General features: G+C 59.7%; 12 protein-coding genes and 2 pseudogenes. 11 read left to right on the forward strand and 3 right to left on the reverse strand.

Going from position 1 to position 14,247, the window contains the following annotated elements:
* Window positions 1-165: 165 nt before the first annotated feature.
* Window positions 166-1,074, reverse strand: a complete 909-nt coding sequence (locus AB4N84_RS25665; RefSeq protein WP_074750643.1) for a LysR family transcriptional regulator — start codon at window positions 1,072-1,074, stop codon at window positions 166-168.
* A gap of 129 nt (window positions 1,075-1,203) precedes the next feature.
* Here AB4N84_RS25665 and gcl point away from each other — a divergent pair, with 129 nt between their 5' ends.
* The 3 genes from gcl (at window position 1,204) to AB4N84_RS25680 (ending at window position 4,907) form a co-directional block, all read left to right on the forward strand.
* Window positions 1,204-2,979, forward strand: a complete 1,776-nt coding sequence (gcl, locus tag AB4N84_RS25670) for a glyoxylate carboligase (protein ID WP_460043822.1) — start codon at window positions 1,204-1,206, stop codon at window positions 2,977-2,979.
* Between the two features lie 38 nt (window positions 2,980-3,017).
* Window positions 3,018-3,800, forward strand: coding sequence for a hydroxypyruvate isomerase (hyi, locus tag AB4N84_RS25675; protein ID WP_074750638.1), 783 nt, complete (start codon window positions 3,018-3,020; stop codon window positions 3,798-3,800).
* Between the two features lie 204 nt (window positions 3,801-4,004).
* Window positions 4,005-4,907: a 2-hydroxy-3-oxopropionate reductase gene (locus tag AB4N84_RS25680; RefSeq protein ID WP_460043823.1), complete on the forward strand. Its 903-nt coding sequence runs from the start codon at window positions 4,005-4,007 to the stop codon at window positions 4,905-4,907.
* Window positions 4,908-4,979: 72 nt separating this feature from the next.
* On the opposite strand, the gene AB4N84_RS25685 is transcribed toward AB4N84_RS25680, so the two are convergent.
* Both AB4N84_RS25685 and AB4N84_RS25690 read right to left on the reverse strand, forming a co-directional pair.
* Window positions 4,980-6,308 carry an OprD family porin gene (locus AB4N84_RS25685; protein WP_062381470.1) on the reverse strand — a complete coding sequence of 443 codons (1,329 nt, stop codon included), beginning with the start codon at window positions 6,306-6,308 and terminating at the stop codon, window positions 4,980-4,982.
* Window positions 6,309-6,911: 603 nt separating this feature from the next.
* Window positions 6,912-8,069: pseudogene (locus AB4N84_RS25690) on the reverse strand (pyridoxal phosphate-dependent aminotransferase); the annotation flags it as partial.
* Window positions 8,070-8,470: 401 nt separating this feature from the next.
* Between AB4N84_RS25690 and AB4N84_RS25695 the strand changes: the two are divergent.
* From AB4N84_RS25695 to copD, 8 genes and pseudogenes are all read left to right on the forward strand, one after another.
* Window positions 8,471-8,869: pseudogene (locus AB4N84_RS25695) on the forward strand (MCP four helix bundle domain-containing protein); the annotation flags it as partial.
* Window positions 8,861-10,045, forward strand: coding sequence for a methyl-accepting chemotaxis protein (locus tag AB4N84_RS25700; RefSeq protein WP_460047145.1), 1,185 nt, complete (start codon window positions 8,861-8,863; stop codon window positions 10,043-10,045). The pseudogene AB4N84_RS25695 and the gene AB4N84_RS25700, both read left to right, overlap by 9 nt.
* 152 nt (window positions 10,046-10,197) lie before the next feature.
* On the forward strand, window positions 10,198-10,779 hold the full coding sequence (locus AB4N84_RS25705) for a cytochrome b (RefSeq protein ID WP_460043824.1): 582 nt from the start codon (window positions 10,198-10,200) through the stop codon (window positions 10,777-10,779).
* Between the two features lie 149 nt (window positions 10,780-10,928).
* On the forward strand, window positions 10,929-11,420 hold the full coding sequence (locus AB4N84_RS25710; protein ID WP_460047146.1) for a tetratricopeptide repeat protein: 492 nt from the start codon (window positions 10,929-10,931) through the stop codon (window positions 11,418-11,420).
* Between the two features lie 70 nt (window positions 11,421-11,490).
* Window positions 11,491-11,988, forward strand: coding sequence for an RNA polymerase sigma factor (locus AB4N84_RS25715; protein WP_460047147.1), 498 nt, complete (start codon window positions 11,491-11,493; stop codon window positions 11,986-11,988).
* A complete protein-coding gene (locus AB4N84_RS25720; RefSeq protein ID WP_074750624.1) occupies window positions 11,985-12,770 on the forward strand; it encodes an anti-sigma factor family protein in 786 nt (261 codons plus the stop codon). Before AB4N84_RS25715 ends, AB4N84_RS25720 begins: the two co-directional genes overlap by 4 nt.
* Before the next feature lie 137 nt (window positions 12,771-12,907).
* Window positions 12,908-13,294, forward strand: a complete 387-nt coding sequence (gene copC / locus AB4N84_RS25725; protein ID WP_074750623.1) for a copper homeostasis periplasmic binding protein CopC — start codon at window positions 12,908-12,910, stop codon at window positions 13,292-13,294.
* Window positions 13,295-13,298: 4 nt separating this feature from the next.
* Complete coding sequence (copD, locus tag AB4N84_RS25730) at window positions 13,299-14,168, forward strand: copper homeostasis membrane protein CopD (protein ID WP_460043825.1); 870 nt, start codon at window positions 13,299-13,301, stop codon at window positions 14,166-14,168.
* Window positions 14,169-14,247: the final 79 nt, after the last annotated feature.

Here is a 14,247-nt window from a genome sequence, read left to right on the forward strand (position 1 = left end):
TTTAGTCGCGGATCAGTCAGCTGTGTGACTCCACTGTGGGAGTGAGCTTGCTCACGATAGCGCCGGTCAATTCGATACAGCTCTGTCGTCAGGCCATAAATCTTCGCGAGCAAGCTCGCTCTCCCAGCGGAAATGTTTTGCTCAATGTCGCGGACCAAAGCCCATTCACCCCTGCTTCCAATACCCCGGCCGGTTGTACACCTCTTTGAGAAAAGCAATGAAAAACCGCACCTTTGCCGGCAGGTAATGCTGCTGCGGGTACACCCCCTGAATGTCGTAACTGGGCAACGCAAATTCATCCAATACCGTCACCAGTGCGCCACTGTCGATTTCGTTCTGAATCTCCCACGTTGAACGCCAGCAAAGGCCGAGGCCGCGCTTGGCCCAGTCGTACAGCAGCTCGCCGTCGTTGCAGTACAGATTCCCGGCCACCTTGACCGCCACCTGCTTGCCGTCGCGCAGAAATGTCCAGCCACGATGCTGTCCGCCCTGGAGGTTGAAGGACAGGCAGTTGTGCTCGGCCAGGTCCTCCAGCGCCTGTGGGAACCCGTGTTCGACGAAATACTGCGGCGACCCGCACACCACCCGTTTGTTGGCGAACAGCTTGATGGCCACGTAGTTGGGGTCGAGCACTTCGCCGATGCGGATGCTCATGTCATACCCCTCACGCACCAGATCGACCACGTTGTCCGTGAGGTTGAAGGACAGCTGCAGATCGGGAAAGCGCGCCTGGAATTCCGGCGCATGGGGTGCCACGTGCTGACGTCCGAAACCTGCCGGGGCCGACACCACCAGGTGGCCGCGCACACTGCTTTCGTTTTCGCTAATGCTCGCGTCCAGCTCTTCGAACGACTGCAGCACCTGCTTGGCGTTTTCCAGATAGGAATCACCTGCGTCGGTCAGGGTCAGCCCACGGGTTGACCGGTGAATCAGCTTCACGCCCAGTCGATCCTCCAGCGCACTGAGTCGCCTTCCCATGATGACCGGGGTCACGCCTTCGACCAGCGCGGCCGCGGCGAAGCTGCCATGAGTGGCCACCAGCACGTAGCTGCGCAGCTCTGTGTAACGATCCATTCGATACTCCTGATACCGACAGAATTGCCAAAAGCAGCCATTCACAAAAACTTCAATTCAAATCACGCTGCTTGCGTACAAAAAATAAAGAACTACGTACAAAAACTATCGAGTTCAGGAGACTAACAAATGACCATCATGAGAGCCATCGAAGCCGCCGTTCTGGTGATGCGTCGCGAAGGGGTCGATACCGCGTTCGGTATCCCCGGCGCTGCCATCAACCCGTTGTACGCCGCATTCAAGAAACTCGGCGGCATCGATCACGTGCTGGCACGTCATGTCGAGGGCGCCTCACACATGGCCGAGGGTTACACCCGGGCAATCGCAGGCAACATCGGCGTCTGCATCGGCACGTCCGGCCCTGCCGGTACTGACATGATCACCGGCCTCTACTCTGCGTCTGCCGACTCGATTCCGATCCTCTGCATCACCGGGCAAGCGCCCCGTGCCCGCATGCACAAGGAAGACTTCCAGGCGGTCGACATCGCCAGCATCGCTTCCCCGGTCGCCAAGTGGGCGACCACCGTCATGGAGCCGGGCCAAGTGCCTTACGTGTTCCAGAAAGCCTTTCAGTTGATGCGCAGCGGTCGTCCGGGCCCTGTACTGATCGACCTGCCGTTCGACGTGCAGATGGCGGAGATTGAATTCGACATCGACGCGTACGAACCGCTGCCGGTGATCAAACCGCAAGCCAGTCGCAATCAGATCGAAAAAGCCCTGGCCATGCTCAACGCCTCCGAGCGCCCGCTGATCGTGGCCGGTGGCGGCATCATCAATGCCGACGCTTCGGACGCGCTGGTGGAATTCGCCGAACTGACCGGCATCCCGGTGATCCCGACCCTGATGGGCTGGGGCACGATTCCAGATGACCATCCACAGATGGCAGGCATGGTCGGACTGCAGACGTCCCACCGCTACGGCAACGCCACGATGCTGGAATCGGACATGGTGCTCGGCATCGGTAACCGCTGGGCGAACCGCCACACCGGCACCGTTTCGGTGTACAGCGAGGGTCGCAAGTTCATCCACATTGATATCGAACCGACGCAGATTGGCCGGGTACTGATGCCGGACCTGGGCATCGTCTCGGACGCAGGCGCCGCCCTTGCGATGTTCCTTGAAGTGGCCCGCGAATGGCACACCGCCGGCAAGCTGAAGGACCGTAGCGGCTGGCTCGCCAGCTGCCAGGAACGCAAGCGCACGATGCAGCGCAAGACGCACTACGACAACATTCCGGTCAAGCCGCAACGTGTTTACGAAGAGATGAACCAGTTCTTCGGCAAGGACACCTGCTACGTCAGCACCATCGGCCTGTCGCAGATCGCCGGCGCGCAATTCCTGCACGTCTACAAGCCGCGTCACTGGATCAACTGCGGCCAGGCAGGCCCGCTCGGCTGGACCATTCCGGCAGCGCTGGGCGTGGCGAAAGCCGATCCAGGCCGCAAGGTCGTTGCGCTGTCCGGCGACTATGACTTCCAGTTCATGATCGAAGAACTGGCCGTCGGTGCGCAGTTCAAGCTGCCGTACATCCACGTCGTGGTGAACAACTCGTACCTGGGCCTGATCCGTCAGGCACAGCGCAACTTCGACATCGATTACTGCGTGCAACTGGCGTTCGACAACATCAACGCCCCGGAGCTGGAAGGCTATGGCGTCGACCATGTTGCGGTCGCCGAAGGGCTGGGCTGCAAGGCGATCAGGGTCAGCGATCCGGCACATATCCAGGCCGCCCTTGCCGAAGCGTCCAGCCTGATGCAGCAGTACAGCGTTCCGGTGGTCGTCGAGATCATTCTGGAGCGTGTGACCAACATCGCCATGGGCACCGAGATCAACGCGATCAATGAATTCGAATCGCTGGCCGAACACCGCGACGACGCCCCGACCGCCATCAGCCTGCTGGACTGATTGACGCCCCTCAACAAGAGTGAGAACAAGGAGCCACCATGCCCCGTTTATGCGCCAACCTGTCCATGCTCTTCACCGAGCTGGACTTTCTGCAACGCTTCGAAGCCGCCGCCAACGCGGGCTTCAGCGGTGTCGAGTACCTGTTTCCGTATGACTTCAGCTCGGCGCAGATCAAGGCCGAACTGGACGCCAACGGCTTGACCCAGGTGCTGTTCAACCTGCCCGCCGGGGATTGGGCCAAAGGCGAGCGCGGTATTGCCTGCCATCCCGACCGGGTCGAAGAGTTCTATGCCGGCGTCGATCTGGCGATTGCCTACGCCAAAGTGCTGGGCAATACCCAGGTCAACTGCCTGGCGGGGATCAAGCCACAAGGCTTTGACGATGCGCTGATCGAAAAGACCTTCGTCGACAACCTCAAGTACGCGGCGGACAAGCTGCAGACTCAGGGCATCGACCTGGTCATGGAAATGATCAACACCCTCGACATTCCGGGTTTCTACCTCAACACCACGGCCCAGGCACTGGACATCCGCGAGAAAGTCGGCAGCCGCAATCTGTCGTTGCAATACGACATCTATCACATGCAGATCATGGAGGGCGATCTGGCCCGGACCCTGGAAAAGAACCTGCCGGTGATTCGCCACGTCCAACTGGCGGACAACCCCGGCCGCCACGAACCCGGCACCGGCGAGATCAACTACGGCTTCCTGTTCGGGCATCTGGACAAGCTGGGTTATCGCGGCTGGATCGGTTGTGAATACAAGCCGCTGACCACCACCGAAGCAGGCCTTGGATGGCTGAAAACCCATAACTTGATCTGAACAGGCTCGCGGTTCTAACACCAACGCAAATCCTGTAGGAGCGTGGCTTGTCCCGCGATCTGCTGCGAAGCAGCAGTAAAACCCGATTGAGCGGTGTGCCAGACGCACATCACGAGCTGATTTTACGACCGGTTCCCGTTCGATCGCGGGACAAGCCACGCTCCTACAGGAGACCGCATCAGGCATAAACAAGAGGAACATCTCATGGCTAACATCGGATTCATCGGCACCGGCATCATGGGCCTGCCAATGGCAGAAAACCTGCAAAAAGCAGGTCATCAGCTGTTTCTGTCCAAGCACTTCGTCGCGCCACCCGCTTCACTGGTCGAAGGCGGCGCGACGGTCTTGAGCAACCCCCGTGAAGTGGCGCAGGAAGCCGAATTCATCATCGTCATGCTGCCGGATACCCCACAGGTCAACGACGTGCTGTTCGGCGAGAACGGCCTGAGCGAAGGCACCGGCGCCGGCAAAGTCGTGATCGACATGAGCTCGATTTCTCCGTCCGCGACGAAAACCTTCGCCACCCGGATCAACGCCACTGGCGCGCAATACCTCGACGCACCGGTGTCGGGCGGTGAAGTCGGCGCCAAGGCCGCGACCCTGAGTATCATGGTCGGCGGCAACCAAGGCACCTTCGACCGCGCATTGCCGTTGTTCCAGACCATGGGCAAGAACATCACCCTGGTGGGTGGCAATGGCGACGGCCAGACCGCCAAGGTCGCCAACCAGATCATCGTCGCCTTGAACATTCAGGCGGTGGCTGAAGCCCTGCTGTTCGCCTCCAAGAACGGCGCGGATCCGGCCAAGGTGCGTGAAGCGCTGATGGGTGGCTTCGCTTCGTCGAAGATCCTCGAAGTGCACGGTGAGCGCATGATCAAGGGCACTTTCAATCCAGGCTTCCGTATTGCCCTGCATCAGAAGGACCTGAACCTGGCACTGGAAGGTGCCCGTGAACTGGGTCTGAACCTGCCCAACACTGCCAATGCGCAACAGGTATTCAGCACCTGTGCGGCACTGGGTGGCAGCGGCTGGGATCACTCGGGCCTGATCAAGGGCCTGGAACACATGTCGAACTTCTCGATCCGGGGTGACCACACGCCTGAGTGATTTCCGGCAGGCACAAAAAAAGCCAGGCACCCTTGCGGACTGCCTGGCTTTTTCTTTGTCGTGCCTAGCGCATCAGAACACGTTGATCGGGTAGTCGGCGATCAAACGGAATTCGTTCACGTCGCCCTCGGCCTGATCGCTGTTCGCTCGGTGGAACGCCTGGCGCATACGCAACGACAGGTCTTTTGCAGGACCCGACTGAACCACGTATTTGGCCTCGACGTTAATCTCGTGGTGCTTACCGTCGTCGCCATATCCATAGTTGACGTAGGTGCTATTGGATGGCATGTGCGAACCATCGATGTCATCACCGGTGATATAGCGCGCCATGAAGCTTAAACCCGGTACGCCATAAGTCGCCATGTTCAGGTCATAACGCGCCTGCCATGATTTCTCGCCCGGTCCGTTAAAGTCGGAATATTGCACCGAGTTCGCCAGGAAGATCGAGTCCGCGGTATCGCCGGGGCCATTAATCCCGAACGCCACATAGTCAAACGGCGTATCGCCGTGAACTTTCTGGTAAGCCAGCGTGATGGTGTGGGCAGTCAGGAATGAATAAGCGGCTGCCAGCGACCATGTCGTGTTGCTGATATCACCAGCCTTTGCGGAGCCGGCATCATTGGTGCGATAGATATTGAAGTCGAAGTTTACCGACTGGTCGCCCGTGATGGCCTGGGTGTAGTTGATATTGCCGTAGTACTGGTCCCAGACATCCTGGAGGTTGGAGCCATACAGACTCGCCGTCAGGTTGTCGTTGAAGGTGTACTTGCCGCCGGCATAGTCAATGCTCGATGCCGTGACGCCCGCATAGGACGCATAAATATCGTGATCGTGGTTAGTGGTGACCGGCCCGTTGCCGCCGGTGAAGTGCCCCCCGTCCAGTTCAAGCCCGGCAATGTCGCTGCTCAACAGGTTGAAACCCGTCGCGGTTTGCGGGAACAACCGCGACCCACCGGCAGCGAATACCGGCGCGGTCGGCATCAGATCACCGTAGCGCAACTCTGTCTTGGAGATACGCATCTTGATCGCACCGCCTGCGGTGCCATATTCATCTTCAGGATCGCCGTGGCGATCGACCGGCAAATTACCCGTGCCTGCGGTGCCTGCGCCGCCATCCAGCTTGATGCCCCAGTAACCGTAGGCATCAACCCCGAAGCCGACCGTGCCCTGGGTGAACCCCGAACTGAAATTGCCCAGCACACCTTGCGTCCAGTCTTTACGATCGCCGCCGCCGTTTTTGCCATCCCGGTTGAAATAGTAGTTCTTGAGGTGGACGGTCAGGCTGCTGTCTTCGACAAACCCCTTGGCTTCCGATTGATCACTGACAACCCCTGCCGTTGCCAGTTGACTCACGCCCAGCGAAACCGCAAGCGTCATGAGGTTCCATTTCACAAACGTCATTATTATCCCCTGTCTCAATTAAGGCCCAGCGTTCCGCAACCCCTAAGATACGAGGCATCCCCCTGAGTTCAGGCGAAGTTTGAAACGGTGGAATATAGGCTATGGCAGATGGGCTAAATACATCGAATCCGTATTGAAATCCACGGTAAATCTACGGGCTTCACGCCCATTTCCTTATTGTTTCCTGAAGCGCAAAACGCTTCGGTTTTGTGTCGGGTGTGCTCCCCGGACCGAAAAACTTTTAGCATTTTTCCGCCCAGTGGTTCAGAAACGAGTCGTGATAGTCACTATCGATCTTCGTAATAGTTGAAATCATTGATCCGGTGTTACCGTTGTCGGCGATGAAGCACACGACTCAACTGCCTGGTGACTCCGCAGCATCAGGCAATCGAATCTTGCTCCACTTCATCATTCCTTTGGTAAGACTTTTTTAGCCACCTCACGTCAGTGCGGTGGCTTTTTTTATTAAATAATTTTTCATCTAATCTGCACTACCCGGTTCATTCAACACGCGGGAGACGGCCAAGACTAATATAACTTGCCCTGATCACTCACAGGATCAGGCAAGTTCCCGTGCAATCAAACCGCCCGGGGAAGTTGATCAACAAAGCCGGCAATCCTTTCACAGGCTTGGGCCAGTTGCTCGTCGCTCAAGGTGAATGACAAACGCACAAACCCCTGGGCGGGCTCGCCAAATGCTGCCGCATCGAGGACGGAAACACCGGCTTCGCGATACAGTCGCCAGGCGAAATCCAGCGAACCCAGACCGGTTCCGCGCACATCCACCAGCACGAACATACCGGCATCGGGCACTAACACTGCCAGTCCCGGGCAATCGCTCAGACGTCCGACTACCAGATCCCGGCGACGCCGGTAGGTCTCGCGCATCTCACGTGTGACCGGTTCATGGGCCTTCACTGCGGCGAGCGCACCTTCCATCACAAACCCCGGCAGGCCATACAGCATGCTCAACGCCAGGGTTTCAGCGTGACCGATCAGTTCGGCATCGGCGATCATCCAGCCAACCCGCCACCCCGTCATGGCGTGGGACTTGGAGAGGCTACCAATGACCACGTAACGTTTTTCCATCCCCGGCAAGCTGGCGAGGCTTTGATGTTCGCGCTCATAGCACAGACTCTCGTAGACCTCATCCACCACCACCCACAGGTCATGGGCAATGGCCAGATCGGCAATGCACTGCAATTCCTGCCGGTCCAGCACGACGCCCGTGGGGTTATTGGGGTTGGACAGAAAGATGGCGCGGGTACGTGGCGTGATGGCGCTTTTCAATGCGGCCTCACGCAGGCGAAAACCATCCTCGGGAAAGCAGGTCGCGCGCACCAGTGTGGCCCCCGATGCTTTGAGCGTCGCTTCATACGTGACGTACATCGGGTCAAGCACGACCACTTCATCCCCCGCCTGTAACAGACACATCGAGGCCATGAACAACGCATTCTGTGCGCCGGCCACGGCAATGACGTTGTCCGCCGGCACGCTGCGCCCGAGTCGTTGCGAATACCGTTCGGCAATGGCCTGCCGCAGCGCTGGTCGACCGGCGATGTCGGTGTAGTGCGTATCGCCGGCGCGTAATGCGTCGATGGCCGCCTGCGTGATGAAATCAGGCGTGGCGAAATCGGGGTCGCCAATGCTCAGGATGATCACATCGGCGCCGTCGCGCTGGGCGTTGAAGGCCTCATGATGAATATCCCATGCGGCAACGCCATGGCCGGAAATTCGCTCGACTAAGGGAGAAAAACGCATGACAGATCCTTTTTATGCGGAAAAACGGTCGTAGCGGGCCCGCCCCGACCTGAAAGAAACCCACCATAGTTTCAAACCGCGGACGCGCGCAACGCAGGACGTTGGCGTTCGCGCCTGCGCAGGACCGCTCCGATCGTCCAAGGCTTCCCTCGACAGCACGCGCCAACAACGCCCTCGGCCGTTGCCCCATGCTTCCAGCACACCGGTACAGCTCAGTTCACGAAAATAAACTATCGCGCTCATCGAAAAAGCTAGCTGCCACCGGTATCAGGCCGGTGTATAAGGTGCGCAAATGATAGCTCTCTAATATCACCATTGAATCGGAGTTCGTTACGGATATGTTTAAGCAGCTCACGATTGCAAAACGCCTGGGCCTGGGGTTTGGTCTGGTCCTTGCGCTGATGATTCTGGTCACACTCGTCGGCGTCCAACGCGTCGGCCTGATCGAGTCGACCCTGACAGACGTCAGCGAAGACGCAACCGTCAAACAGCGCTATGCAATCAACTTCCGCGGCAGCGTCCATGACCGGGCGATCGCGATTCGCGACGCCGTGCTGGTGCGCGATGATCAGGGGCTGGCCACCTACCTGCGCGACATCGACCGCCTGAACGCGCTGTATCAGGCATCGGCAGCACCCATGGACCAGATCTACCAGACCAAGAGCGCGACCGCACAGGAACAGGCGTTACTCAGCAGCATCAAGGCCATCGAACGCAGCGCCCTGACCGCCACCGACAAGGCGCTGCGCTTGCGTCAGCAGGGTGACATCGAAGGGGCGCAGTCCGTGCTGATGGCCGAAGTGGCGGGCGCCTACAAGGAATGGCTGAACCGTATCAATGCACTGATCGATCTCGAAGAGACGTCCATCGGCGAGCACATTGGCTTCGTCCGTGTGACGGCCGCGCATTTCGCCTCGTTGATGCTCGTCTCGAGCGGTATCGCCGTGTTGCTGGGCATCATTGCGTCGCTGCTGATCATTCGCAGCATCAAATCGACACTCGGCGCCGAGCCCCATGAGGTCGCGACGTCGATTCGTCGCTTGGCCGCAGGCGAACTGACCGAGCGGATCGACACGCCCTTCCCCGACAGCGTGATGGGCGCACTGAAAACTACCAACGCGCACTTGTCGGCCACCATCCTTCAGGTACGTGCTGCCGCGATGGAGCTGATGGGCTCGTCGTCTCAACTGCGCGCCAGTTCCGACAGTAACAGCGAGCAAATGCGCCTGCAGGCCAGCGAGACGGAACACATGGCCGCCGCGATCAATCAGATGGCGAGCACCGTCAAGGAAGTCGCAGGCTACGCCGTGAAAGCCGCCAACGCGACACAGACCGCCGATCATGAAGTCGAACACGGCAAGCGTATGGTCGAGAACACCGCGCAGGCCATGCACGCGCTCGCCGAAAAACTGGAAACCGCCGCTGATTCGGTGACTCAGGTCTCCAGTGACAGCCAGGCCATTGAGACCATTGTCGCGGTGATCAACTCCATTGCTGAGCGCACCAACCTGCTGGCCCTTAATGCGGCCATCGAGGCTGCTCGTGCCGGCGAGGCCGGCCGGGGGTTTGCCGTGGTGGCCGATGAAGTCCGCTCGCTTGCGACACGCACCCAGGAATCCACGCAGGAAATCCGCAACATGGTGGGCCAGTTGCAGAGTGGCGCGGGCAAGACCGCCGATCTGATGCGTGAAAGCCGCGAGATGGCGCAGCGGACGGTGGCGCAGACTCAGGAAGCCCAGACGTCTCTGGTGAAAATTCGCCATGAAGTCGGCGCGCTCAACGACATGAACGCCCAGATCGCCAGTGCCGCGGCACAGCAGGGCGTGGCGGCGGAAGACGTCAGCCATAACATCAACCGCATCCACGACTCGGCACTGGAAACTGCCGTGGGGTCCAATCAGGTGGCACGCTCGAGTCGCGAGCTGTCGAATCTGGCCGATGTGCTGACCGAGCGCGTGAGTTTTTTCAAGGTCTGACCCCCACGCCCACCGAAGGATTGCGTCCTGCGCGACGCAACCCTTCACGCGCGCGCTGGGTGTCCCGGCTGACTGCGCAAAATTCCTTCGCAACCTACCGAATAAGTTCTCCTGCTGGCGTGTTCATTACTCAACACACTCAGGGATCTTTCATGAACAGCACGATTTCGGGCCTCCCCACCCACTCCTCCCAACGATACGACCGTCTGACGCGCAGCTTCCACTGGGCGACAGCGGCTGTGGTGATCTTCATGTTCGCCAGTGCGCACCTCTGGGAAACCCTGGCCAAGGGCACGCCGCTGCGCAAAGGTCTGCAGTCGGTTCACATTTCACTGGGCATCGCCATGGCGTTGCTGATCGCGGCCCGTATTGCCTGGCGACTGTTCGGCGGAAACCGTCCTGCATCGGACACCCACCCGGCCGTCAATATGGCTGCCAAAGTCGGCCATGGCTGTCTATACCTGTTATTGCTGGCACAAGTGGCGCTGGGCTTCCTGCTTCGGTGGGCGCAGGGTGAACCCTTCACATTTTTCGGCCTGTTCCCGATTCCCGCCCCCTTCGTCGTTGATCATGACTGGCGCGGCACGCTGGGCGGCCTGCATGACAATGTGGCGTGGGCAATCATTCTGCTGGCGGGACTGCATGCCGGTGCAGCGCTGTGGCATCACTACATCGTCGGCGACAGCACATTGCGCCGGATGCTGGGACCGCAACGCGGCGGCATGCGAGGTTGAGCATTGAATTCCCCGGGAATGAACCGGCTCGGTTGAGCGCTTATGACACGACCGCCCTTTTTTGATCGGATTTACGGAGCATGACCCATATGAAAACCTGCCTCAACGCTGCTGCTGGATACCGGACCCCCTTGTTTTTCGGCGCCTGCATGGCGCTGGCGTTGCTTGCAGGTCAGGCCCGCGCCTCGGGCGACGAATCCGCACCACCCAAGCCCAACTGCCCGAAAGGCCAGGTGTGGGACAGCAAGGCCCGCAAGTGCACGATGCAGACCAGCAAGGCGACGTCGGATGCCGATCGCACCGATTACGCTTATCGTCTCGCCAAGGACGGTCGCTATGAAGAAGCCCTGGTGTTGCTCGACACCCTGAAAAACCCGGACACGGCCAAGGCGCTGAACTATCGTGGGTATGCGACCCGCAAATTGGGCCGTACCGACGAAGGCATCGGCTATTACCTCAAATCCGTGGCACTGGACCCCAATTACGCACAAGTGCGTGAATACCTGGGTGAGGCCTACGTCATCAAAGGGCGCGTGGACCTTGCTCAGGAACAACTGGTGAAAATCAAGGCACTGTGCAGCACGACCTGTGAAGAATACGAAGATCTGGCCGACGCCATCGCTTCGGCGCCCCAGACCTGAGTGACCAAACGTTTCAGATGAGTGAAATCGGGAGGCGGTTATAGCCAGAGACGCTGAGTTTCGTAGCGAACTGGGCCAGTTGTTGCCACGCCTGTGGCGCTACGGGTTAGTGCTGTCTCGACAAAAACACCTGGCGGACGATCTGGTCCAAGCCACCTGCGTGCGCGCCCTGGAGCGCGCCGAGCAGTTCGTGACCGGTACCCGGCTGGATCGCTGGCTGTTGGCGATCATGCACTCGATCTGGCTCAACGAGCTTCGCTCACAACGGGTGCGTCAGGGCCAGGGTTTCGTCGACGCCGAGCATGAGCTGTCGTTCGACGGCGAAAGCCAGGCGCAGGACGAAGTGCTGGCCGCGCAGGTCATCAAGCGCGTCAACGCCCTGCCTGAGGCACAGCGCGAAACAGTTTTCCTGACGTACGTCGAGGGGCTTTCGTACAAAGAAACTGCCGAAATCCTGCATATTCCGGTTGGCACGGTGATGAGCCGACTGGCCGCTGCACGTTTGAAGCTGGCTGAAACCGCAACACCACGCGCCATGTCGGATAAATCGACAGGAGAACGGCGATGACACACCACAACGCACTCTCACCACCAACGGACGAATTGTTGGTGGCCTATCTGGATGACGAGCTGGACCGCGAACAACGGCAGCTTATTGACCAGATGCTTCGCACCGATCCGCCCGTTGCCGCGCGCCTTGATCAGCTCAAGTGCGGTGACTTGCCGTTCCGGACTGCGTTCGATTCCGTACTCGACGACGCCCCGACCGATCGCCTGCAAGCCATGCTCGATTCATTGCCGCCACACGCAGCGCCACACAGGGCAACCATGAGCCGCCGCGGATTTCTCGCGACTGCGGCGAGTTTCGTGGTGGCAGGGATCGCCGCTGATCGTCTGTTCATGAACTGGCAAAGCGCCGAAACCGATGGCGGCTGGCGCGCTTCGGTGGCCGAATACATGGCCTTGTACACCCCGCAAACCCTGGCAAACCTGACGGCCGATGCCAACTCGCACCGGGTGCAGTTGAGCTCGGTCGGCCAGCAGTTGGGCCTGCCGCTGACGCCCGATGCAATCGCCCTGCCCGGCGCCGAGTTCCGGCGCGCCCAGATTCTCGACTACGAAGGCGTGCTCATCGGTCAGTTGACCTACCTCGACGCGCGCCATGGGCCGCTTGCGTTGTGCATCACCACGGCCAAAACCGGCAGCGGACAGCTCGCGAGCGAAGAGCGGATGGGGCTGAATGTGGTGTACTGGTCCAGTCCCACACATGCGTTCATGCTGATCGGCAAGAACCCCTTCGAAGATCTGCAGATCATGGCGCGCACTGCACAGAAAGGGTTGCCGGCATGAATCGACGAGGCCGTTTTTAACTGGAGTCGGGAGACACTTTCTGGTCTAGTAGCGCTCGAATTTGTCGGAATCGACACGTATCGGTTCCTGTCACGAACGTTGCTGCAATACGCTGCCCATCACCAAAGGTGCCTTTGATGTCTGCCCTACGCTTCAAGCAAGCCCTCTCCTGCCTCCCTCTGCTGGCATGCCTGGTCACTACCGCGGCCTTTGCTCACGCGCATCTGGAAAGCCAGCTCCCAGCGGCCGACAGCGAAGTGACCACGCCCAAGGAACTGCGCCTGACCTTCTCCGAGGGCGTCGAAGAGAAGTTCACCAAAGTCGCCATCAGTCTGGACGGTCCCGGCCAGGGCACTGAAATCATCCAGACCCAAAGTGTCACCACCGACCCCGCGGACAAGAAAGTCCTGATCGTTGTGCCTGCGATGCCGCTGGCGCCGGGCAAGTACAAGGTCGAGTGGCACGCTGTGTCGGTGGACACGCACAAGAGCGAAGGGAGTTATCGGTTCCAGGTGACGCCATAACGCCATGCAAGACGGATTGATTCTGTGCCGATTCCTGCATTTTGGCGCAGTCCTTCTGCTGTTCGGCGTCGGGCTGTTTCGTTGCGTTCTGTTCACCTCTTACCTGTCGTCCTTTGAAGCCGGAGCGACCCGTCGCCTCGACCGGGCAATGGCCGGTCTCGCTTTCCTCGCGTTGCTGAGTGCCGTCGCGTGGCTGATGCTCACCGCTGCGAACATGGCAGATGACTGGCAAGACGCGGTGAGCGTGCAGACGATCGGCTCAGTGCTTGGCCATACCTTTTTCGGCCATGTGTGGATCGTCCATCTCGTACTCTGCCTGCTCGCGGTGCTGCTCTCGTTGCCAAGGGGGCGTTTGCGGCCGAGGCTCTGCCTGCTGGTCAATACGTTGATGCTGTTGACCCTGTCGCCTGTGGGGCATGGCGCAATGTACGACGGCACACCGGGTCAGCTGCTGATCCTCAACCAGACGCTGCACCTGATCGGTGTTGGCGCCTGGCTCGGCGGACTGCTCATGCTGGCCGTGCTGCTGACCGGTGGCAGCGCAGTCGACGTGCGGGCCGTGCTGCTGCGTTTCAGCGGCATCGGCTATGGGCTGGTCGCGTTGATCGTCGTGACCGGCATGATCAACGTGCGGGCCCTGAGCGGCGCGTTCTGGCCAGAACCGGCACTGTCCGGTTTCGGTCAGGTGCTGGCCGTCAAAGTGGGAATGGTGTTGTGCATGCTGGCGCTCGCGGCGTTGAACAGGCGCCTGGCCCGAGGCCCCGATCTTCGGGTATCGGTACTGCGGGTCAGCGTGCTGTTCGAGTGCCTGTTCGGCGCGGCGGCGCTGGCGGCCGTTTCGCTGCTCGGCACATTGCCGCCCATGCTGGCCTGAATTTGAGCGCAAGACTCGGAGTTTCATCGCCCTCCACCCACGCTATCTTTGGCACAGCGAATTCTTCCGAAGGTAACCG

The sequence above is a fragment of the Pseudomonas sp. S2_H01 genome (assembly GCF_054668305.1).